Here is a 20,388-nt window from a genome sequence, read left to right as displayed (position 1 = left end):
CCATGGCGACCCTCCAGTCTCTCGCCGATCTGGGCCAGAATGCCCAGGCCGCCGCTCCGGAAGCTCCGAAGCACGTCCAGAAGCTCGATGCGCAGGGCCGCGCCTACGCGACCGGCAAGCGTAAGGACGCCGTTGCCCGCGTGTGGATCAAGCCCGGTTCGGGCAAGATCGTGATCAACGACCGTCCGGTCGAGGTCTACTTCGCGCGCCCCGTGCTGCGCATGATCCTCGCCCAGCCGCTCCAGGTTGCGAGCCGCGATGGCCAGTACGACATCGTCGTGAATGTCGCCGGCGGCGGCCTCTCCGGTCAGGCCGGTGCGGTCCGTCACGGCCTCGCCAAGGCGCTGACCCACTATGAGCCGGAGCTTCGCGGCCCGCTCAAGAAGGAAGGCTTCCTGACCCGCGACTCGCGCGTCGTCGAGCGTAAGAAGTACGGCAAGAAGAAAGCTCGCCGCAGCTTCCAGTTCTCGAAGCGCTAAGCGTCGAACAAACCTTTCGAAAAGGGCGGTCCTCGGGCCGCCCTTTTTGTTTGTCGGCGGGTCAACGGAATCGTTGACAGCAAGGGTCTTCGGCGGCATGAAACGCCTCATGACAAACAGGCCGACCATCCGCCGACGTATGATGGACGCTCCCGCTGCGCGAGCGCGATGACGGCTGTCCCAGTCTGATCGCAAGCCGCGCCCACCGCGCGGCTTTTTTGTTCTCTCCCACAAGCCATATATCAGCGGCCTGACAGGCAGATCGGATCGGCAATGACGACCATGGCGACCACGGCGGTAAAGACGGTTTTCATCGACGGGGAGGCGGGCACGACCGGCCTCGGCATCCGCGAGCGCCTGCGCGACATTCCCGGCATCGCGATCCGCAGCATCGCGCCCGAACTGCGCAAGGATCCGGCCGCCAAGCGGGACATTCTGGCCGAGGTCGATCTCGTCGTCCTCTGCTTGCACGACGATGCTGCGCGGGAGACGGTGAGCCTCGTCGAAGGGCTGAACGGCAAGCGTCCGCGCATCCTCGACGCCAGCACCGCTCACCGCGTCAGCCCCGGCTGGGCCTATGGCTTTGCTGAACTTGAGCCGGCGCAGCGCGACGCCATCGCCAAGGCAGAGCGCGTCGCCAATCCGGGCTGCTACCCGACCGGCGCGATTGCGCTGATCCGGCCGCTCGTGGATGCGGGTATCATCCCTGCCGACTATCCGATCAGCGTGAACGCGGTCAGCGGCTATAGCGGCGGTGGGCGTTCGATGATCGAAGCCTACGAGGCTGGCACGGCTCCGGCCTTCGAGCTTTACGGGCTCGGCTTCGAGCACAAGCATGTGCCCGAACTGCAGCGCTATACAGGCCTGACCCGGCGGCCGATCTTCATTCCGTCCGTCGGCAATTTCCGCCAGGGCATGCTCGTCAGCGTGCCGCTGCATCTCGACCTGTTGCCGGGCAAGCCTGCGGTGGAGGATCTCGAAGCGGTCCTTCAGAAGCACTATGCCGGCGGCGGTCAGGTCAGCGTGATCCCGACGGTCGATAGCGGCAAGCGCATCGAGCGGATCGAGCCGGAAGCGCTCAACGACACGGATCAGATGGAGCTGCGCGTGTTCCGGCACGACGCCTACCGTCACGCGGTCCTCGTCGCGCGCCTCGACAACCTCGGCAAGGGCGCGTCCGGCGCCGCGGTTCAGAACATCCAGCTGATGCTGGGCCTGATCTAAGGCCTCGTGTGTCCGTGCCCAGGATGGCTGGTGTCGAGGAGGCTGCCTTCGAACGCCATCACCCGCTGGCGCTGCTCGCCAAGGCCTTCGATCCCGAGGCTCATCACATCGCCGGGCTTGAGGAAACGCTGCGGCTTCATCCCCATGCCGACCCCCGGCGGGGTTCCGGTGGTGATCACGTCGCCCGCTTCCAGGATCATAAAGTGTGAGACGTAAGAGACGATCTGCGCGATGTTGAAGATCATCGTGCGGGTCGACCCCGTCTGCATGCGCTCGCTATTCACGTCGAGCCACATGGAGAGGTTATGCGGGTCTGCGATCTCGTCCGGCGTCACGAGCCAGGGGCCGAGCGGTCCGAAGGTCGGGCAGCCCTTGCCCTTGGTCCAGGTGCCGCCGCGTTCCATCTGATACTCGCGCTCCGACACGTCGTTGCAGACGCAGTAGCCGGCGACGAACTCCAGCGCTTCGTTCGCGCCCACATAGGATGCGCGCTCGCCGATGACGATCGCGAGTTCGACCTCCCAGTCGCCCTTTTGCGATCCGCGCGGAAGGATCACGTCATCATGCGGCCCCACGATGCAGGAGGGGGCCTTGTTGAAGATGATGGGTTCTGCCGGGATCGGCGCGCCAGTCTCAGCGGCATGATCGGCATAGTTCAGGCCAATGGCGACGAAATTGCCGACCTTGCCGATGCAAGGACCGAGGCGCTCGCCGGCTGGGGCGAGGGGCAGGGTGGTTGCGTCGACCTGGCCGAGGCGGGCTAGCGCGCCCTCGCCGAGGGTTACGCTGCTGATGTCGGCGACGACGCTCGATGCATCGCGGATCTGTCCGTTGCCGTCGATGAGGCCCGGCTTTTCGCACCCCGGCTTTCCAAACCGCACCAGCTTCATCCTGCGCTCCTCATCATGTGCCTTGATTATCTATCTGACAGATTCAAAACCCTCTGCAACGCACTTTTTGGACGTAAATATGTTGCCGTTTTGCCACTTGAGCACACAAATTGTGGAATTTTCGGGCCTGCAACGTCGGATAGAATAGCCGATCTGTGGTCGGCAAAATACAGCTGTTCATATATGAACCATCTCTGGTCAACTTAGATCTTCAAGTTGAGCAACAGTAAAAGTCAGTGCCGCGCAGCGTAATTCGCATGGGATTGGGTGGCGAAGCGTGCGCGTTCGTTTCTCATTAACCGATTGCGGCAAAAATAAAGCATGGGCAGACTGTCTCTCAACGCGGGTTCCGCGGCAGAATCAGAACAGTCCAATTTAGGGCAGGACCTTCCATGAGCCGTTTCAATCGTTCTTTGACCCTGGCTGCGGTTTCCTTCGCGGCTGTCATCTCCGCTCAAGGAGGAGCCCAGGCGGGCGCCTTCGGCCTTCACGAACAGAGCGCGACCGGCCTCGGCATGGCCTTTGCTGGCGTTGCGGACGGTGCCGCGGGCGTGTCCTCCATGTACTGGAACCCGGCCACCATCACGATGCGGCCCGGCTGGCAGTTCGAGTCGCATGTCAGCGGCATCATTCCGACCTCCGACGTCAACCCGACCTTGACCAATCCGCCCGGCCTGCTGGCTCTCGGCGGCGCTGGTGATGTCGGCCGGGATGGTGTCGTTCCGGCCTCCTATGCCAGCTTCCAGATCAACGATCGCCTCTGGCTCGCCTTTAATGCCAATGCGCCGTTCGGCCTGACCACGAAGCCGCACACCACCTGGGCCGGTCAGATCTATTCCCGGACCACGTCGGTGCTCTCCGCGGAGTTCGGCCCGACCATCGGCTACAAGGTCAACGATTGGATGTCTGTCGGTGCGGGCGTCCGCGCGCAGTACTTCAAGGTTCGCTTCTTCTCGGCCATTGCACCGACCCCGCTCGCTCCGAGCGCCGGTCTGGAAGGCGACAGCTGGGGCGTCGGCTACCAGCTCGGCGCGAACTTCACGCCATTTGCGGGAACTGCGATCGGCGTCGGCTTCCGGTCGGCCGTGAAACAGGAGCTCGAAGGCAGCTTCCAGCACTTCGGTGTTCCGATCAAAGCCAATCTGATGTTGCCGGAAACCGTTACGGTCGGTGTGACCCAGCGCATTACCGACGCGTTCTCTCTCTCTGGCACGGTGGAATGGACGAACTGGAGCCGTCTGGGCTTCCCGCGCGTCACCAACCAGCTGACCGGCACGCTCCTGGCCCAGTCGCCGTTTATTCCGCTCGACTATAAGGATGGCTGGTTCTTCTCGGTCGGTGGCGAATACATCATCAATCCGGCTTGGACGGTTCGCGCCGGTCTCGCCTACGAAATCTCGCCGATCGACGAGCATACGCGCAGCCCGCGCCTTCCCGACTCAGATCGCATCTGGCTGTCGCTGGGCACGACCTACAATTGGAGCGATCAGCTCTCGTTCGATCTGTCCTATGCGCATATCTTCACGGTCGGCAACACGAACATCAACATCGCGCCTGGCAACCCGACTTTCCTGACCCGCGGTGTCGTGCTTCAGGCGAATGTGGATGCGTCGGTCGACATTATTTCGGCTGCGATCAAGTATCGCTGGGATAACCCGGCGAAGGCGATCCCAGCCCCGATCGTGCGGAAGAACTAATATTCGCGAGGAAGAAGAAACGAGAAAGGCCGGCAGTTCGCCGGCCTTTTTTCTTATGTGCAGCGAATATCGGATGACAGTCGGCAGGAAGGAGCCGAAAGGATCGCGCTGGTTGGGGCCCTCATTGGATTTGCGCCGGTGATGACTGTTCCAATGGATCTCAAGGAGTTGTCTCCTGCTCAGCGCGCCGCGCTAGAGCATGTGGCGGCTCGTGCCGTCGTCGATAGGTTCTTCGAGGGCGAGCGGATTGGGGAATGGGGTGTGAAGCCATCTTTCTGGGCTGCGGTTCTATCGCGGCTTCAGACTGATGCGCGCGTCGCCGTTCATTTTCATCCGGACCGGCTCGGCTCCCGAGGTTTGAGCGTCGCCAAGGCTCTCTTCGAGGATGGTGTGTATCGCAGCCAGTTTGAGACGGGCATCTCCAACGGCGGGTTGAGCGCTTTTACAGGCGGGGAGCGGGACCTGTGGGAGGCCGATCTGTTTGGTAGCGCGTATCAGGTTATGGGCGTGGAGGCCGTTGAGCGGCCGAAATACGGTGCGCTGGATATTCTGCGCTTCGGGGATGGTCCCGCGCCTCGGTTCGGCTCCTGCTATCTTATCCTAAGGCAACCTGTCTTGCGCCGATGCACTTTCACCTTCGGGGACAGTCACAAGCCGACGGGACGCGTCGGGGTGATGGACCGCATGGAAGGCATTCTCCTGGCATTGCTGGAGGCTGTTGCCGCCGGAGCGTGGCCCGGCATCGAGGGAATGGGTGTGGTTCCAGCATTTCTGGAGGGCCTTGCCAATACGCTGCATGGGGCTCTGCCGGACCCCGCGACGCGCCCTCTCGGTCGTCTGCTCGACCACTATATCGAGGCGCAAATTCACGGGCCGCTGCGGCTCGATGCCGATGTCGAGCAATTGGTAGTCGATCCCTCGTTCCGTGGGACGCCGACCGGCTCGCTCCTGCAGGCAGCTTGTGAGCGCTTCGGCATTCCTCTCCGGTGGCACGCAGGCTTTTCCCTGCCGGTTGCGTCCGTCTGCGAGACATTTCGCGGGCCGGCAATGCCTATCCTTGCGCGCCGCATCGCCGGTGAGGGGTGGATCACGGCCGCAGTGATTGGCGAGGCCGCCGTGTCGCTACGCAGAAACCCCGAACAATGGGCCGATTGGGGATCGCCCGCGGAAACCGCCCAACACCTCAAACAACTCTGGCATGTGCTGGTCTATCGTGGAGCGCCCGACCGTTAGGAGCGCATCAAGACATAGGTTCCCGGCGCATTGCCAAGTGTGGGCAACTTGCCGCCGCCCGGTTCCCTGGCCGGGACCATCTTGGGGGCCTGCGCCTTGATCCATGACAGCCAGTAAGGCCACCACGTTCCCGGCGTCTCGGTGGCGTTCTGGACCCAGTCCGCCAGTTCGCCCTCCACCGGGCCGCCGGTCCAGAACTGGTATTTTGGCTTGCTGACGGGGTTGACGACGCCGGCGATATGGCCCGACCCCGCAAGGACGAATTCCACCGGGCCGCCAAACATCTTCGATCCGACGAAGACTGAGCGCGCAGGCGCGATGTGGTCCTCTTTCGTCGCCAGGTTGAAGATGGGGATTTTGATCTTCTTCAGACCCAGCTTGACGCCGCCGACTTCCATCTCGCCCTTTGCCAGCTTGTTCTCCAGGTAGCAGTTGCGCAGATAGAAGGCGTGGTTCGCCGCCGGCATCCGGGTGGAATCGGAGTTCCAGTAGAGCAGGTCGAACGGGAAGGGCGCGTGACCCTTCATGTAGACGTTGATCACATAGGGCCAGATCAGATCGTTCGGCCGTAGCATGTTGAAGGCGTTCGCCATCTGTGACCCTTCGAGATAGCCGCGCATCTTCATACTGGCCTCAAGGGACTTGATCTGCGTCTCGCCCGCAAAAACTTTCAGGTCGCCGGCGAATGTGAAGTCCACCTGCGCGGTGAAGAACGTGGCGCTGTCGATGCGCTTGTCGCGTTTGGCTGCCATGTAGGCGAGGGTGGTGGCCAGCAAGGTCCCGCCGACGCAATAGCCGATGGCGGTTACCTTCTTCTCGCCCGTTGCCTCCTGAATGACATCGAGCGCGGCGAAAATGCCCTCGTGCATGTAGTGCTCGAAGCTCTTGTCCGCGTGCTGCGCATCCGGATTCACCCAGGAAATGCAGAATACCGTGAGCCCCTGGGACACGGCCCATCGGATGAAGCTTTTCTCGGGGTTCAGATCGAGGATGTAGAACTTGTTGATCCACGGCGGCACGATCAGGAGAGGGCGCTTCAAAACCTCATCTGTTGTCGGAGAATATTGGATCAACTCCATCAGTTCATTGCGAAAAATAACTTTTCCTGGCGTTGTCGCAATGTTGACGCCGATCTTGAACCCGGTGGGGTCCGATTGGCGGATGCGCAACTCCCCGGCACCGGCCTCGATATCCTCGGCGAGCATCGTTATGCCGCGAACGAGGTTGGCGCCGTTCTGCCGGAAGGTTTCGCGGATGAGTTCGGGATTGGTCAAAAGGAAGTTCGAAGGCGAGAGCGCGCTTGAGATCTGCCGCAAATAGAATTGCGCCCGGTGCCGGGTCTGCTCGTCGATCCCCTCCGCGCCATCGACCATCTCCTCAGCCCAGCGCGAGATGATGAGATAGGCCTGCTTGAGGAAATCGAAAATCGGATTGGCGGACCATTCGGGGTCCTGAAAGCGATTGTCCCTCGGGTCCGGCTTCGCGACCGGCTCGGGCGATTCTCCCTGAGCGCGCTTGAGGGCCGAGGCCCAGAGTTCGAAGAACTGGACTCCGAGGCGGCCCTGCGCCTCCATGCTCTTATGCGGGTCGGACATCCACGATTCGGCAATGTGACCGAAGATCTTGATCGCCTCCTCGGTTTCAGTCGGAAGGCGCGGCTTGGCGGTTTGGTCCTCAAGGGGCTTAAAATAGGCGGCGGCGGCTTTCCCGGCCCCTTCGATGAACCGGGCCATGTTGCGCGACAGCTCCTCGAAATCGGGAGTGGAAGCCTGTGCCTTCTCGTTTTCGAGCATTGTGCTCATAAGGCGCTCTCCCGCCGGGGCCGACTGCCATTGCTCATGAGCCGCGTTTCGGACATTTTAACCTGCAAGCCGATCATACATCAGATATGCCTCACTCATGTTACGATTCTTGGAATTGAAAATGCGTTTCTCAAGCCCGCGCCGCCTCGCTATCTCCGGACTTGCGGTTCTCGCCGTCACCGGTCTTGCCGCCTGCGCAGGCGGGAATCCGACACGGGACGCTCTCGCGTCGGTCGGGGCGGGGCCGAACATGGCGGCAACTCCCGATTTCGTTGCTAAATCTCGGCCCGCTTCGATGGATTATATGCCGATAGGCACCTCCAAACCCGGCCGGGCGACCGCTGCGAAGACCGCCGATGAGATCAAGGCCGTCGAGGCGGAGCTCGACGCCATCCGGACGCAAAACGAAGCCGCAGGTGCTGCCGCCGCTAAATTGGGAGGCACGCCCGCGCCGGAGCCCAACGCGGTTCCGAAGAGGCTGGGTTCCGTAAAGAGACAATAAGCCAACGACCATTTCAAAGCGTCTGCTCCAGGATTTTGAGCCATGTCGGACTTTTACCGCATCAAGCGTCTTCCCCCTTACGTCTTCGAGCAGGTCAACCGCATTAAAGCCGCCGCCCGCGCCAACGGGGCCGACATCATCGACCTGGGGATGGGCAACCCGGATCTGCAGGCGCCGCAGCATGTCATCGACAAGCTGGTGGAAACGGTCGGCAAGCCCCGGACCGATCGCTATTCGGCATCCAAGGGCATCTCCGGCCTTCGCCGTGCCCAGGCCGGCTATTACGAGCGCCGCTTCGGCGTGAAGCTCAACCCGGATACGCAGGTCGTTGCTACCTTGGGCTCCAAGGAAGGCTTCGCCAATATGGCGCAAGCCATCACCGAGCCGGGAGACGTGGTTCTGGTCCCCAATCCCAGCTACCCGATCCACGCCTTCGGCTTCCTGATGGCGGGTGGCGTCATCCGTTCCGTGCCGGCCGAGCCGACCCCGGATTTCTTTCCGGCCGCCGAACGCGCTGTGGCGCATTCGATCCCCAAGCCGGTCGCGCTCGTCGTCTGCTACCCGTCGAACCCCACTGCCTATGTGGCCTCCCTCGACTTCTATCGGGACCTTGTGGCTTTCGCGAAGAAGCACGAGCTGATCCTGCTGTCGGACCTCGCTTATGCCGAGGTGTATTTCGACGAGGCAAACCCGCCGCCCTCGATCCTCCAGATTCCGGGCGCCATCGATGTCGCGGTGGAATTCACCTCTATGTCCAAGACCTTCTCGATGGCGGGCTGGCGCATCGGCTTCGCGGTCGGCAACGAGCGCCTTCTGGCTGCTCTGGCGCGCGTCAAATCCTATCTCGACTACGGGGCCTTTACTCCTGTCCAGGTGGCAGCGACCGCCGCGCTCAACGGGCCGGACGATTGCATCCGCGAAATGCGCGCGACCTATAAGCGCCGCCGTGATGTGATGGTCGACGCCTTCGACAAGGCGGGCTGGGCCATTCCTGCGCCCAGCGCCTCCATGTTCGCCTGGGTCAAGATTCCCGAGCAATTCCGCTCCCTCGGCAGCCTGGAATTCTCGAAACTCTTGGTGGAAAAGGCCGATGTCGCCGTCGCCCCCGGCATCGGGTTGGGCGAGCATGGCGACGAGTATGTGCGCATTGCTCTCGTGGAGAACGAGCAGCGTATTCGCCAAGCCGCCCGCAACGTCCGAAAATTCTTCGATACGGCGGATCAGACGCTTCACAACGTGGTGCCGTTCCCGCGAGCCGAGTAGGGGCCTACCACCGCCGGCACATGGACATGCAACCGTAGCAGTCGTAAAGAGCAACGCGACTTTTCCTGAAGGAGCTGTTGTTCGTGACACGTCCTCTTCGCATCGGCATTGCCGGCCTCGGTACGGTTGGTGCATCGGTCATCCAGATCCTCGACCGGCAGAACGCGGTCGTCGCGCAGCGCGGCGGGCGGCCTGTCGAGGTCGTGGCCGTCTCGGCCCGCGACAAGACCAAGAACCGGGGCTTCGACCTGTCGCGCTTCACGTGGTTTGACGATCCTGTTGCCCTGGTGAAGGCCGAGAACGTGGATTGTGTCGTGGAACTCGTGGGTGGTTCCGAGGGCGCGGCGCTCGAGACTGTGAGGACGGCCCTTTCGCTCGGCAAGCACGTGGTTACGGCTAACAAGGCGCTTCTCGCCAAGCACGGCCTGGAACTGGCGAAGCTCGCCGAAGACAAGGGTGTTTCCCTTGCTTTCGAGGCGTCCGTCGCAGGCGGCATCCCGATCATCAAGGTGCTGTGCGAGGCCCTGCCGGGCAACACGGTTTCGCGCCTCTACGGCATCCTCAACGGCACTTGCAACTACATCCTCTCGCGCATGGAGCTCGAGGGCCTGACCTTCGCCGAATGCCTCAAGGACGCACAGCGTTTAGGGTATGCGGAGGCTGATCCGACCTTCGATGTCGAGGGGTTCGACACGGCTCACAAGCTCGCCATTCTTACCAGTCTCGCCTTCGGGACCGAGGTGGATGCGGATGCCATCTACGTGGAAGGCATCTCCTCGATCACACCGCTCGATCTCTCTATGGCGTCCGAGCTCGGGTTCCGTATCAAGCTCCTGGGCGTTGCCGAACGGACTAAGACGGGCATCGAGCAGCGCGTTCACCCCACCATGGTGCCGAAGTCCTCCGCCATCGCGCAGGTCATGGGCGTCACCAACGCGGTGACCATCGATGCGGATGCGGTGAAGGAACTCACCCTGATTGGCCCCGGCGCAGGCGGCGATGCGACGGCTTCCGCCGTCGTGGCCGACATCGCCGATGTCGCTTCCGGCAAGGCGGAGCCGCCCTTCGGCCGCTCGGTGGCGCGGCTCGAAAAGGCTGAGCGCGCGCCAATGCAGCGCCATGAGGGCGGCTACTACATCCGCCTGACCGTTCACGACCGGCCGGGTGTTGCGGCGGGTGTCGCGACGCGCATGGCGGAGGCAGACATCTCTTTGGAAAGCATTCTTCAGAAGCGTTCCGAGGTCGCGGCTACGCAGGACCCGCACGGGCGCTCCGGCGCCCCCGTGTCGCTGGTCCTCATCACCTACGCGGCGACCGAGGCGGCGATCCGCTCCGCCGTGGAGAAAATATCCGCCGATGGCCTTATCGCCGAACCGCCCCAGGTCATTCGCATCGAACGGGATTAAGGGTTTAAGAGATGGCCTCGTCTGAGCCAGCGGGAGGGGTGATGTATCGGGTCGCGTTTTCCGGCAACGACTTCGACAACTACGACCTCGATAAGAGGCGATACTTTCTTCACCTCCCCGTTTCCGTAACTGACTTGGCTGCGATTCCCGGTGGTCCCAAGACAGGTATGCGGGTGATTATTTACGAGACTGGAGAGATGGAAATGGAGGCGGAACTAGAGTTCAGTCAGGAATGGGACTGCTGGATGGCACGCGCCTTCGATGACACCATCGTCTACTATCCTGAATCCCTGCCGCCATCATTCACTTGAAGCAGATTTTTCCTACGATCTGCGACTCAAATAGCCCCGAACATCTTTAGGGAGACGACACGTCCATGTCGCAAGACATTACCGTCAAGCCGGGCCAGCTCATCGAGCGCATTCTGACCCTGGAACTCGTCCGCGTGACCGAGCGCGCCGCCGTCGCGTCCGCTCGGCTGCGTGGACGCGGCAACGAGAAGGCCGCGGACCAGGCCGCCGTGGACGCCATGCGTCGCGAGTTGAACAAGCTCCCCATCGACGGCACGGTCGTGATCGGCGAGGGCGAGCGCGATGAAGCGCCGATGCTCTTCATCGGTGAAAAGGTCGGCAACAAGAACGGCCCCAAGGTCGATATCGCCGTCGATCCTCTCGAAGGCACGACGCTGTGCGCCAAGGACATGCCGGGCTCCATCGCCGTCATGGCGATGGCGGAAGCGGGCACGCTGCTCGCCGCTCCCGACGTCTACATGCATAAGATCGCCGTTGGCCCGGGCTATCCCACCGGGATTGTCGATCTCGACGCGTCGCCCGAAGAGAACATTCACAATCTCGCCAAGGCGAAGGGCGTGAAGCCGAACGAGATCAACTGCCTGGTGCTCGACCGCCCGCGCCACGCCGAGCTGATCGCCGCCATCCGAAAGACGGGTGCTGGCGTTCGCCTGATCACCGATGGTGACGTGGCCGGCGTGATCTTCACCACCAAGCCTGATGAGACCGGCATCGATCTCTATCTCGGCATCGGCGCGGCGCCCGAGGGCGTGCTGGCGGCAGGCGCGCTGCGCTGCATCGGCGGCCAGATGCAGGGTCGTCTGATCCTCGACACGGAAGAGAAGCGCGCGCGCGCCCTTCAGATGGGTGTGACCGATCCCAACCGGAAATACGACATGACCGATCTCGCCCGCGGCGACGTGATCGTGGCCGCGACCGGTGTGACCGATGGCGCGCTGCTCAAGGGCGTCAATTTCGGCAAGGACGTGATCACCACCGAGACGGTCGTCTACCGCTCGGCCACCGGCACTGTCCGCCGGATTTACGGCGAGCACCGCGAGCTGTCGAAGTTCCACCTCGACTAAGACACAAAGCGGCTCCCGTCGTCAGGCGAGGGGAGCCGTTTCGCAAACAAGCGGAAGAGAGGGGCGATATGTCTGACACTAACAACAATGGCATCGTCATTCGCCCCTTCCAGCCCGAGGATCGCGCGGCCTGGGGGCCGTTGTGGCAGGGCTATCTGACCTTCTACAAGGCGAGCCTCGCGCCGGAGGTTACAGAAACGTCCTGGCAGCGTTTGCTCAACCCCGCCGAGCCGATGCACGGCCTCGCCGCTCTGTTCGATGACGAGATCGTCGGCATTGTCCATTACCTCTATCACCGCTCGACCTGGATCCCAGGCAATTATTGCTATCTCCAGGATCTGTTCACGTCTGAAAAGGCGCGCAACAAGGGCGTTGGACGCGCGCTGATCGAGGCGGTCGCTACGAGAGCGAAGGCGGATGGCGCGAGCCGCGTCTATTGGCTGACCCACGAAACCAACGTGTCGGCGCAGGCCCTCTACGACAAGGTCGCCTCCCGCAGCGGATTCATTCAGTATCGGCGGGTGTTCTGATCGCGTTTGGCGGGTAACCTCTCAAGCGTGACCGAATCAGCTCCTCTTTCGACCCTCCGTCCGTTCCTGAACGTCACCGAATCCGTCCTCGGCCGCACTTGGGTCGAGCGATGCGATCCGGCGCAAAGTACCATCGCGGTCGCGATCGCGCAGACCCATGGTCTGCCGGATGTCTTGGCGCGCGTGCTCGCGGGGCGAGGGGTTGGGGTTCAGCAGACGGAAGGCTTTCTCAATCCGCGCTTGCGCGATCTGATGCCCGACCCGAATGTCCTGACCGACATGGAGGCGGCCGCCAATCGCCTCGCAGACGCGGTGCAGCGCCGGGAACAGGTCGCGATTTTCGGCGACTACGATGTGGACGGGGCGTGCAGCGCATCCCTGCTCGCTGAATACTTACGCGCCTGCGACGTACCTTATCTCATCCATATCCCCGACCGGATCACGGAGGGCTATGGGCCGAATGTCGATGCGATCCGGGGGCTGAAGGAGCAGGGGGCGCAATTGCTCGTGACGGTGGATTGCGGCACGGCGAGCGTCGCGCCGCTGGCCGAGGCGAAGCACCTTGGCCTCGACTCCGTGGTGCTTGATCACCACCAAGCGCCCGAAACACTTCCCGAGGCGCTCGCCATCGTCAATCCGAACCGGCAGGACGACCTATCGGGCCTAGGCCATCTCTGCGCGGCAGGCGTTGTCTTTCTGACGCTCGTTGCACTGAACCGCGCTTTGCGCGGGCGGGGCTTCTTCAACGGCAGGCAAGAGCCTGATTTGATGGCAAGCCTCGATCTCGTTGCGCTCGCCACGGTAGCGGATGTCGTGCCGTTGATCGGCTTGAACCGTGCGTTCGTACGCCAGGGCCTGGCCGTCATGCGCGGCCGCCGCCGGGTTGGCCTTGCGGCTTTGCTCGACACGGCAGGCTTGGCGGAGGCGCCAGAAAGCTGGCATCTCGGCTTTCTGGTTGGCCCGCGGATCAACGCGGGCGGACGAATTGGGGACGCCGCCTTGGGCTCCCGACTTCTGCTGACCGAAGATCCGGTTCAGGCTGGAAAGCTCGCCACCGAGCTCGATCAGCTTAACCGGGAGCGTCAGGCCATCGAGGTCGAGGCTGTCGCGGAAGCGGAGGCGCAGGCGCTTCTTGTGCTGGAGCATGCGCCCGATCTCCCCGTGGTGGTCACGGCGTCGCCCGAGTGGCATCCCGGCGTCGTCGGCCTCATCGCAGCGCGGACGAAAGAGCGCTTCCGGCGTCCCGCTTTCGCCTTCACCGTGAATCAGGACGGTACCGCGACCGGCTCTGGCCGCTCCGTGCTTGGTGTCGATCTCGGCGCGGTGGTGCGCGCGGCTGTCGAGATCGGTCTTGCGATCAAGGGCGGCGGGCACACGATGGCGGCGGGCATTACCATCAACGCGGGCGATGTGGACAAATTTCTGGCCTTCGTCACCGCCAAGCTCGCGGAGCCGGTGACGAGCGCGCGAATCAACGACCATTTCGCCATCGATGCCGCCCTGACTGCAGGGGGTGCGCAGCCGGGAATCGTGACCGATTTGGAACGGGCAGGGCCGTTCGGATCCGGCCAGCCAGAGCCCGTCTTTGTTTTCCCTCATCACCGAGTCGTCGAGGCGCGCGAGGTGGGAAGCGGCGGGCATGTGCGCGTGAAGCTGCGGGGCGGGGACGGCTCGTTCGTCGGCGGAATCGCCTTTCGCGCGGCCGGACAGCCGCTCGGAAACGCGCTTTCGGGGGCCATCGGCAGCCCGCTTCATGTGGCCGGAACGCTTTCCATCGACCGCTGGGGCGGTGGGGAAAAAGTCAGCTTGAGGATTATCGACGCGGCGAGGCCGGAATAGTTCATCTAGCGCTTGCCGTCTTCGGAGAACCCATCTATATGTCCGCCCACTTCGGCGGCACTGCCCCGATCAAGCGGCCTTCGTCTATCGGTTAGGACACCAGCCTTTCACGCTGGGAAGAGGGGTTCGATTCCCCTAGGCCGCGCCATTTCACATCCCCGTTAAAATTGCAGTATCTTATCGTTGCGGCGGCGTTAGTTTGATTCCGTCGCTCAGCCCTACGTTTTCCGCTTCGCGTTGGATGCCATGCCCCGATACTTCTTCAATATCCGCGATGGATACGATCTCGACGAGGATGATGAAGGAGTGGAGTTGCCGGACATCGAAGCCGCGCGCGCCGAAGCGCTGGCAACGGTCGAAGAACTCCGGGAGGAGTTGGCCGACGCGGGCAATATCGAACTCGAAATCACCGACGAAACCGGACGCCGACTTCTGACCGTGCCGTTCTTTCGTGGCGGCCGCGGTAAGCGGCGCTAACACTCCGGTACGGCCAAGCGTTACGCCGATTGGAAGGCTTGCATGGCCTCCGTGCGCAAAGCATCGCCCTCGGTGAGGTAGCGCGCGGAGTGATGAAACACGGTCAGGCGTGCGACATGCGCCTCGTGGGCAAGGCGCCCGGCTTCATGAGCGGTCAGGTGATGCGCTTCCTCGGCAAGTGCTCTGTCGCGTTCGGCAAAGACAGCCTCGATGAAAAGGTGGTCGGCGTTGCGCGCCAGAAAGAGGATCTTGCGCTCGTTCTGCAGGCTGATCGCCGTGTCGGTCACATAGGCGAGCGACTGGCCCGGACCGACGAAGAAAAGGCGATCCTTGATCGTGCGGAAATCGACTTTGCCGATTTCGGGTATGTCGATTCCCGCGTCCTCCACGCCCGCACGGACCATCGCTTTCGCTTCGTTGAGCCACTGGCCGCTCGGTAAACCGAGCTCCCTCAAGGCATCGCTGCGAACATTGACGCGCGTCGTCTCGCGAAAGCCGAAGGCGAGGCAGGGAATGCCGTGGTCGAGCGCGACGGCCTCGATCCGAAAGTCGTCTTCGGCCAACACAACCCCATCGGGCAGGTCTGCGACCGCCACGCCCTCGCGGCGGAAAACATGCCGGGCGGAAAAGACCGCTGCTCGCGTTAACCGTGGTTCGTCGAATTCAGCGACATGCAGCTGAAAGTCGATGGAGTGCTCGTTCACGAGATTCCAGGTGAAGCCCTGGAGCTTATGATCGACTCGGTCGATGAAACCCGGTGGGCCGATGAGATGGAGCGGCCCCGGCCGATGCAGACAGACGCGCAACAGCCTGTCGAAGCCGGCGAAGTGATCGATATGGGTGTGCGAGACGAAAACATGCGAGATGCGCATTAACTCGCGCGAGGAGAGGGGAGCAAGGTCACCCAGATCGAATAGGAGCGCGCGATGGCCGTAGCGAAAATCGATGTAGAGCCCCGGATCGTCGAAGGGGCTGTTAACTAGTCTCGGCTGGATCAGCCAGCTCATCCCGCCCGCAACGCGCGCAACGCCTCCGCGAAGGCTCGCGCGTTCTTTCTGATATCTTCAATAGGCATCGCCGGTGTGAAAAGGGCGGAGCCCAGGCCGAATCCATCCGCGCCTGCGTCCAGATAGGCTTTCATCGTGTCGGGCTTGATGCCACCGACGGGAAGGACGATGGCATCCTTTGGCAACACGGCTCGCCACGCTTTCACGACAACGGGCGGAATACCCTCGGCGGGAAAGACCTTGATGGCGTCCGCTCCGGCCTTCAGCGCGGCAAAGGCCTCCGTGGGCGTGGCGACGCCGGGCGTGCAGATGAGGCGCAACTCCTTGGCCCGCTGGATCACGTGCGTGTCGGCGTGGGGCATGACGATCAGTTGTCCGCCCACATCGTGAACGCCGTTGACGTCGTCGGGGTTGAGCACCGTGCCCGCTCCGATCAGAACATCCTTCGGAAGTGCCCGCGTGAGAATTCCGATGCTGTGGAACGGGTCCGGCGAATTCAGCGGTACTTCGATGATCCGAAAGCCCGCTTCCACGAGAGCGTGGCCGATGGCTTCGGCATTCTCAGGCTTGAGCCCGCGGAGAATTGCGATGAGGGGAAGCTCGATCAGGTAGTTCCGCAGCACCGCAATCTCCTCAAGCTTCAAAGGCGCTCCGCGCCGGCAAGCTCTTAGTTGGCGGAGGCGGGCCGCGCTTTCAACCTTTCCTGAGCGAGTTGCACAAGCTTCACACGCTGCAGCTTGCCGCTCGTGGTTTTCTGGAGCGTGTGAGGCGCAACATCGAAGACGTGATCGACCGCGATGCTCAGTTTCTGGCTCAGACGCTCGCGGATCGCCTTCCGCATCGTTTCGATGACATCAGAGGTCTTTTGGGTCGTCTCGAAGAACACGATCAGGTTTTCGGTCCCTTTGTCGGTATCGGGCACACCGATGGCGCCGACGGCACCGGAGCGGACGCCCTGAATCTCGGCTGCCACCTGCTCGATCTCATAGGGCGAGATGTTCGCACCGGCGCGGATGATGAGATCCTTGATCCGGCCGGTGACGTAGATCCGCCCCTTGTCGGTATAGCCAAGGTCCCCGGTTTCAAGCCAGCCGTCGTGGACGTTGCTCGGCTTCGTCTCGCCATAATAGCCACCGACCACGCTGGGACCATGCAGAAGGATCTGGCCCTGCACGCGGTCGGGGAGTGTGTTGCCGTCGCTGCCCACGACCCGCACGTCATGTCCAGGGATCATCGGCCCTGTGCAGGCAATCGGCAGCGCATCGGGGTCGGAAGCTTCGACCTCTACCGCCTGGCCAGCCGCGATCAGGCGCGAACGCGAGATCATGTCGAAACGCAAAGGCTCCGAGGGGCGCGAGATCGACGCCGCAACGGTGCACTCGGCCAGTCCGTAAGCGGGGACGAAGGCCTCACGTTTGAAGCCATGTGGTTCGAAGCGGGAGATAAAAAGCTCGACGGTTTGTTTCCGAATGAACTCGGCGGCGTTAAGCGCGCTGCGCCAGCGGGACAGGTCCAGCCCGCGTGTCCGGTGCTCGGGTGCGTGTGAGGCGACGAATTGGTAGGCGAAATTCGGTGCGGCAGACACTGTTCCGCCAAACGTGTGGAGCGCCCAGAGCCATCGGGCCGGGTTCATCGTGAACAGGTTCGATGGCATCAGCGCCACAGGCATCCCGGTCGTGAAACCCGTCAGCGTCATCGCGACAAGACCCATGTCGTGATAGAGCGGCAACCAGCTGACGACGACGTCGCTGTGGGCCCAATCCCTGGCCTGAGCTAGGCCGCGAACGTTGTTGAGCAGCGTGCGGTGGTTCACGAGAAGCGCCTTGGGCTGCGATGTCGTGCCCGAGGTGAACTGCAAGAAGACGGGATCCGTTTCGGACGCTTCGTGAAGATCAGCATCCGCCGGGTCTGGCAGCTCGCCGATGGCCTTTGCCGGGCAGCCTGCTGTTGTCAGAAGATCGCGGCAATCCTCCCGGACAAGAACCAGCTTGGCGTTTGCAAGGCGCGCGCGCGTCGCGATCCGCTCGGCCCAGTCGCCGCCATTCGCCCCCGCGGGCGGCGCTTCGACCACACAGGGGACGAAGGAGCCGACAAGGCATGCGAAGAAAGCGGTGACGAGGGAGGACGAGGTCTCAAGGGCGAGCAAAACGAAATCGCCGGACCGAACACCCTGGGCGGCAAGCCGCCGGGCCAGAGTCGTCGCCTTCTCCAGCAGGGCGCCGTTCGAAATCTCGGAAACGACCGTGTTGGATTCGATCACGAAGAAGGCGGACTTCTCGGGAGCGAGGGCGGCGCGACTGCGCAAAACCTCGACGACGGTTTTCTCGTCGCCGGCAAGCGGCACGCCGGCCATGTGCGACAGATCGATGGCGGCCTGCGGCTGGCCGAGCGTGCAGTGATGGGCCTTGTACATGGAATTGTCTCGCGAAATGGCGCTTCGCAGCGAGATCGCGGGCGAGCGGCTGCCCGCCCGGATCGCGCAAAGCGAGGGCTGTTGGCGTTCGGTCCTGCCTCGGGAGAGGCAGGGCCGGGTTCAGAAGCGGAGAAGGGCGCCTTCGAGAGTCAGGCCGGGGCCGAAGGCGAGCATGACGCCGAGCTCCCCGGGCTGCGGCTTGTCGTTCGCGATCAGATGCTCGAGCACCAGGAGAACGGTCGCAGACGCACAGTTGCCGTATTCGCTCAGCACGTGCCAAGTCGAAGCCAGCTGGTGTTCGGAGATATTGAGGCGTTGCGCCACCATATCGACGATCTTCGGGCCGCCCGGGTGGATCGCCCAGTGTTTGATATTGGCCGGATCGACGGATGCCGAGGCACACAGGTCGTCGATGAACTGGTTGATCAGGCTTGCGATGACGAACGGCACGTAGGGTGAAAGCGTCATGCGGACTCCGTCGTCGAGGACTGAGAGAGTCATCATGTCCGACGTGTCGTAGGACTGGTGCGTGTGGGTGGCGAGGATCTGTGGCCCATGGCCCGGTTCCCGCATCGCTAAAGTGAATGCGCCGACGGCATCGCCGAAGAGGTTGTGAACGATGGCCTGCTCGCGGCTTGGATCTGGTCGGAAATGAAGGCTGCTGAACTCCGCGCACACGCCAACCGTATATTCATTCGGCCGTGTTGTGACGGAGTCGATGGCCGTCTTGATGACATTGAAGGCGGCGAAACATCCCATATGGCCGATGAAGGTTCGGCGGATATTGGACTTGAAGCCGAAGCGCTTGGCGAGGAAATAGTCCGGCGTCGGTCCGTAATAGCCAGTGCTACTCGCCATCACGATGCTGCCGACATCCGTGGGATGCATAGTTTGAAGCAGATTCTCCACCGCTTCACCGGCGACCTCATCGACGATGCCGACAAAGTCTTTCATGCGCTCGCCGATGCCGCGGGTACGCCCCCCCAGCTCGCGGGCCGGGTCCCACGCCATGTGCCGCTTGCGGACGCGGGTGACGGTTCCGATATCGCGCGCGTCGGGAATGTCGGCGTACCAATCGTCGAACACGCTGTCCCACAGCGTGTTCTGGTCGAAGGCCTGTTTGGGAACGGCCGAGGAGAGACTCACGAAAGTCGGAAGGAGTGACGGGCTGTTGTGGAGCATTAGATTACTCCGCCGCAATTTGTTGATGGAACGCGCCGGCGATATAATCCGCCACGCTGCCGACGGTGTCGCGCGCCCCGGAAGCATGGGCGATGAACCAGTCTTCGAGGATAACCGCCGGATAGCGGGTTTCAATTCCGGCGAAGAATTGCATCAACTGCATTGAGTCGAAGCCGAGGTCGCGCGTGAGCGACATTCCCGGTTCGATCTCCACGGCATTTTTCTCAAGAATTGTCCGGCACAGGTCTGCGACCTGCGTCAAAACATGCGACTGCACACTCGTTGTCATGCTTGCCCCCATTACGTTTCGTAACGTTGCATGACTGATAATCTATTACGTTACGATATGCCATATCTTTTTTAGCATTAAAATCAGAAATTTAAGTTATAATATAACAAATATTGTGCGGCTATAGATCATTACTTTTTGCGCAACGATCTCTCATGGTTGAGATTGGCAACGGATTAGGCGGCACTGCGATGGTGGGATAAAGGAGGCGGACTCGCCGTTTGATTCCGGGGAGCGCTCCTTGTTTCGGGAAGCATCATGAAACAACCCGTCCGGCCGCTTGGCCGAAATGCCAAATCCATCCTCGATCGGATCGATCTTTCAATCCTTGAAACGCTCACGCGGGCCGGGCGCATCACCTATCAGGCCCTGTCCGAGAAAGTCGGGTTGTCGGCGCGGCCGTGCCTGGAGCGCGTCAAACGGCTCGAGCAGAAGGGAGTGATCCGCGGTTACACCGCGCTCGTTGAGCCGTCCGCGTTAGGGCACGACATCATCGCGCTCGCCGGCATCAGCATGCGCGACCCTTCCACGGAGTCTCGGCAGCGCTTGGAGCGTGCCCTGTGTGCTTATCCCGCGCTCATTGAACTGCACGTCGTGAATGGCGAGTACGATTATGTGGCCCGTTTCGTCGCGCCGACGCTGGCGGCTTACGAGAGCTTGACCGAAACCTTCCTCGGCGATCCGCGTCTCGGCATCGGACGCATTCACACGACCTTCGTCTTGAAAACCCTGAAGCCGTTCGAAGGTTACCCGGTTCTCGACGGACAGGATTAAGCGAGA

The 20,388-nt window shown here is 62.3% G+C and carries 20 protein-coding genes and 1 tRNA gene; 14 read left to right on the top strand and 7 right to left on the bottom strand.

Going from position 1 to position 20,388, the window contains the following annotated elements; all coding sequences use genetic code 11:
* Nucleotides 1-2 precede the first annotated feature (2 nt).
* Together rpsI and argC are read left to right on the top strand one after the other, a co-directional pair.
* Entirely contained in the window at nucleotides 3-479 is a 477-nt protein-coding gene (gene rpsI / locus HB375_RS13435) for a 30S ribosomal protein S9 (protein WP_167673499.1), read from the top strand.
* Between the two features lie 273 nt (nucleotides 480-752).
* Nucleotides 753-1,703, top strand: coding sequence for an N-acetyl-gamma-glutamyl-phosphate reductase (gene argC / locus HB375_RS13430; protein WP_425515178.1), 951 nt, complete (start codon nucleotides 753-755; stop codon nucleotides 1,701-1,703).
* On the opposite strand, the gene HB375_RS13425 is transcribed toward argC, so the two are convergent.
* Complete coding sequence (locus tag HB375_RS13425; protein ID WP_167673498.1) at nucleotides 1,700-2,593, bottom strand: fumarylacetoacetate hydrolase family protein; 894 nt, start codon at nucleotides 2,591-2,593, stop codon at nucleotides 1,700-1,702. The two genes, argC and HB375_RS13425, sit on opposite strands and share 4 nt — an antisense overlap.
* Nucleotides 2,594-2,985: 392 nt before the next feature.
* Between HB375_RS13425 and HB375_RS13420 the strand changes: the two genes are divergently transcribed.
* Nucleotides 2,986-4,290, top strand: coding sequence for an OmpP1/FadL family transporter (locus HB375_RS13420; RefSeq protein ID WP_167673497.1), 1,305 nt, complete (start codon nucleotides 2,986-2,988; stop codon nucleotides 4,288-4,290).
* A 141-nt stretch (nucleotides 4,291-4,431) separates the two neighbouring features.
* Nucleotides 4,432-5,523 carry a DUF3626 domain-containing protein gene (locus tag HB375_RS13415; RefSeq protein ID WP_167673747.1) on the top strand — a complete coding sequence of 364 codons (1,092 nt, stop codon included), beginning with the start codon at nucleotides 4,432-4,434 and terminating at the stop codon, nucleotides 5,521-5,523.
* Here the strand turns inward: HB375_RS13415 and HB375_RS13410 are convergent.
* A complete protein-coding gene (locus HB375_RS13410) occupies nucleotides 5,520-7,325 on the bottom strand; it encodes a PHA/PHB synthase family protein (RefSeq protein WP_425515177.1) in 1,806 nt (601 codons plus the stop codon). The genes HB375_RS13415 and HB375_RS13410 overlap by 4 nt on opposite strands.
* 121 nt (nucleotides 7,326-7,446) lie before the next feature.
* Here HB375_RS13410 and HB375_RS13405 point away from each other — a divergent pair, with 121 nt between their 5' ends.
* The 9 genes from HB375_RS13405 (at nucleotide 7,447) to HB375_RS13365 (ending at nucleotide 14,717) form a co-directional block, all read left to right on the top strand.
* Complete coding sequence (locus HB375_RS13405) at nucleotides 7,447-7,827, top strand: hypothetical protein (protein WP_205800184.1); 381 nt, start codon at nucleotides 7,447-7,449, stop codon at nucleotides 7,825-7,827.
* Between the two features lie 42 nt (nucleotides 7,828-7,869).
* Nucleotides 7,870-9,090, top strand: coding sequence for an LL-diaminopimelate aminotransferase (locus HB375_RS13400; protein ID WP_167673496.1), 1,221 nt, complete (start codon nucleotides 7,870-7,872; stop codon nucleotides 9,088-9,090).
* A gap of 83 nt (nucleotides 9,091-9,173) precedes the next feature.
* Complete coding sequence (locus HB375_RS13395; protein WP_167673495.1) at nucleotides 9,174-10,496, top strand: homoserine dehydrogenase; 1,323 nt, start codon at nucleotides 9,174-9,176, stop codon at nucleotides 10,494-10,496.
* Between the two features lie 41 nt (nucleotides 10,497-10,537).
* Complete coding sequence (locus tag HB375_RS13390) at nucleotides 10,538-10,807, top strand: hypothetical protein (RefSeq protein ID WP_167673494.1); 270 nt, start codon at nucleotides 10,538-10,540, stop codon at nucleotides 10,805-10,807.
* A 65-nt stretch (nucleotides 10,808-10,872) separates the two neighbouring features.
* Nucleotides 10,873-11,871 carry a class II fructose-bisphosphatase gene (gene glpX, locus HB375_RS13385; RefSeq protein WP_167673493.1) on the top strand — a complete coding sequence of 333 codons (999 nt, stop codon included), beginning with the start codon at nucleotides 10,873-10,875 and terminating at the stop codon, nucleotides 11,869-11,871.
* Between the two features lie 68 nt (nucleotides 11,872-11,939).
* Complete coding sequence (locus HB375_RS13380; protein WP_167673492.1) at nucleotides 11,940-12,401, top strand: GNAT family N-acetyltransferase; 462 nt, start codon at nucleotides 11,940-11,942, stop codon at nucleotides 12,399-12,401.
* A 6-nt stretch (nucleotides 12,402-12,407) separates the two neighbouring features.
* Complete coding sequence (gene recJ, locus HB375_RS13375; protein WP_205800183.1) at nucleotides 12,408-14,240, top strand: single-stranded-DNA-specific exonuclease RecJ; 1,833 nt, start codon at nucleotides 12,408-12,410, stop codon at nucleotides 14,238-14,240.
* A 73-nt stretch (nucleotides 14,241-14,313) separates the two neighbouring features.
* A tRNA-Glu gene (locus tag HB375_RS13370) sits at nucleotides 14,314-14,388 on the top strand.
* A gap of 98 nt (nucleotides 14,389-14,486) precedes the next feature.
* Nucleotides 14,487-14,717 (top strand): DUF6894 family protein, encoded by a 231-nt coding sequence (locus HB375_RS13365; RefSeq protein WP_167673490.1) that lies wholly within the window; start codon nucleotides 14,487-14,489, stop codon nucleotides 14,715-14,717.
* Nucleotides 14,718-14,737: 20 nt separating this feature from the next.
* On the opposite strand, the gene HB375_RS13360 is transcribed toward HB375_RS13365, so the two are convergent.
* From HB375_RS13360 to HB375_RS13340, 5 genes are all read right to left on the bottom strand, one after another.
* Entirely contained in the window at nucleotides 14,738-15,724 is a 987-nt protein-coding gene (locus HB375_RS13360; RefSeq protein WP_167673489.1) for a ribonuclease Z, read from the bottom strand.
* A complete protein-coding gene (locus tag HB375_RS13355) occupies nucleotides 15,721-16,347 on the bottom strand; it encodes a 2-dehydro-3-deoxy-6-phosphogalactonate aldolase (RefSeq protein ID WP_167673488.1) in 627 nt (208 codons plus the stop codon). Before HB375_RS13355 ends, HB375_RS13360 begins: the two co-directional genes overlap by 4 nt.
* A gap of 44 nt (nucleotides 16,348-16,391) precedes the next feature.
* Nucleotides 16,392-18,137: an AMP-binding protein gene (locus tag HB375_RS13350; RefSeq protein ID WP_167673487.1), complete on the bottom strand. Its 1,746-nt coding sequence runs from the start codon at nucleotides 18,135-18,137 to the stop codon at nucleotides 16,392-16,394.
* A 120-nt stretch (nucleotides 18,138-18,257) separates the two neighbouring features.
* Nucleotides 18,258-19,319: a type III polyketide synthase gene (locus tag HB375_RS13345; RefSeq protein ID WP_167673486.1), complete on the bottom strand. Its 1,062-nt coding sequence runs from the start codon at nucleotides 19,317-19,319 to the stop codon at nucleotides 18,258-18,260.
* 4 nt (nucleotides 19,320-19,323) lie between these two features.
* Nucleotides 19,324-19,608 carry an acyl carrier protein gene (locus HB375_RS13340; RefSeq protein ID WP_167673485.1) on the bottom strand — a complete coding sequence of 95 codons (285 nt, stop codon included), beginning with the start codon at nucleotides 19,606-19,608 and terminating at the stop codon, nucleotides 19,324-19,326.
* 258 nt (nucleotides 19,609-19,866) lie between these two features.
* Between HB375_RS13340 and HB375_RS13335 the strand changes: the two genes are divergently transcribed.
* Nucleotides 19,867-20,382: an Lrp/AsnC family transcriptional regulator gene (locus HB375_RS13335; RefSeq protein WP_167673484.1), complete on the top strand. Its 516-nt coding sequence runs from the start codon at nucleotides 19,867-19,869 to the stop codon at nucleotides 20,380-20,382.
* Nucleotides 20,383-20,388: the final 6 nt, after the last annotated feature.

The sequence above is a fragment of the Microvirga terricola genome (assembly GCF_011777495.1).
Classification (GTDB): domain Bacteria; phylum Pseudomonadota; class Alphaproteobacteria; order Rhizobiales; family Beijerinckiaceae; genus Microvirga; species Microvirga terricola.
The sequence above is the reverse complement of the archived record's forward strand: the minus strand, read 5'-3'. Positions and strand labels throughout refer to the sequence as shown.

Bases quoted from the DNA above. Each gene is read 5' to 3' on its own strand.
- HB375_RS13425 (WP_167673498.1), bottom strand. From the start codon at position 2,593: ATGAAGCTGGTGCGGTTTGGAAAGCCGGGGTGCGAAAAGCCGGGCCTC.
- HB375_RS13365 (WP_167673490.1), top strand. From the start codon at position 14,487: ATGCCCCGATACTTCTTCAATATCCGCGATGGATACGATCTCGACGAG.
- HB375_RS13350 (WP_167673487.1), bottom strand. From the start codon at position 18,137: ATGTACAAGGCCCATCACTGCACGCTCGGCCAGCCGCAGGCCGCCATC.
- HB375_RS13400 (WP_167673496.1), top strand. From the start codon at position 7,870: ATGTCGGACTTTTACCGCATCAAGCGTCTTCCCCCTTACGTCTTCGAG.
- HB375_RS13405 (WP_205800184.1), top strand. From the start codon at position 7,447: ATGCGTTTCTCAAGCCCGCGCCGCCTCGCTATCTCCGGACTTGCGGTT.
- argC (WP_425515178.1), top strand. From the start codon at position 753: ATGACGACCATGGCGACCACGGCGGTAAAGACGGTTTTCATCGACGGG.
- HB375_RS13340 (WP_167673485.1), bottom strand. From the start codon at position 19,608: ATGACAACGAGTGTGCAGTCGCATGTTTTGACGCAGGTCGCAGACCTG.
- HB375_RS13390 (WP_167673494.1), top strand. From the start codon at position 10,538: ATGTATCGGGTCGCGTTTTCCGGCAACGACTTCGACAACTACGACCTC.
- HB375_RS13335 (WP_167673484.1), top strand. From the start codon at position 19,867: ATGAAACAACCCGTCCGGCCGCTTGGCCGAAATGCCAAATCCATCCTC.
- HB375_RS13415 (WP_167673747.1), top strand. From the start codon at position 4,432: ATGACTGTTCCAATGGATCTCAAGGAGTTGTCTCCTGCTCAGCGCGCC.
- rpsI (WP_167673499.1), top strand. From the start codon at position 3: ATGGCGACCCTCCAGTCTCTCGCCGATCTGGGCCAGAATGCCCAGGCC.
- HB375_RS13345 (WP_167673486.1), bottom strand. From the start codon at position 19,319: ATGCTCCACAACAGCCCGTCACTCCTTCCGACTTTCGTGAGTCTCTCC.
- HB375_RS13420 (WP_167673497.1), top strand. From the start codon at position 2,986: ATGAGCCGTTTCAATCGTTCTTTGACCCTGGCTGCGGTTTCCTTCGCG.
- HB375_RS13410 (WP_425515177.1), bottom strand. From the start codon at position 7,325: ATGAGCACAATGCTCGAAAACGAGAAGGCACAGGCTTCCACTCCCGAT.
- glpX (WP_167673493.1), top strand. From the start codon at position 10,873: ATGTCGCAAGACATTACCGTCAAGCCGGGCCAGCTCATCGAGCGCATT.
- HB375_RS13380 (WP_167673492.1), top strand. From the start codon at position 11,940: ATGTCTGACACTAACAACAATGGCATCGTCATTCGCCCCTTCCAGCCC.
- HB375_RS13360 (WP_167673489.1), bottom strand. From the start codon at position 15,724: ATGAGCTGGCTGATCCAGCCGAGACTAGTTAACAGCCCCTTCGACGAT.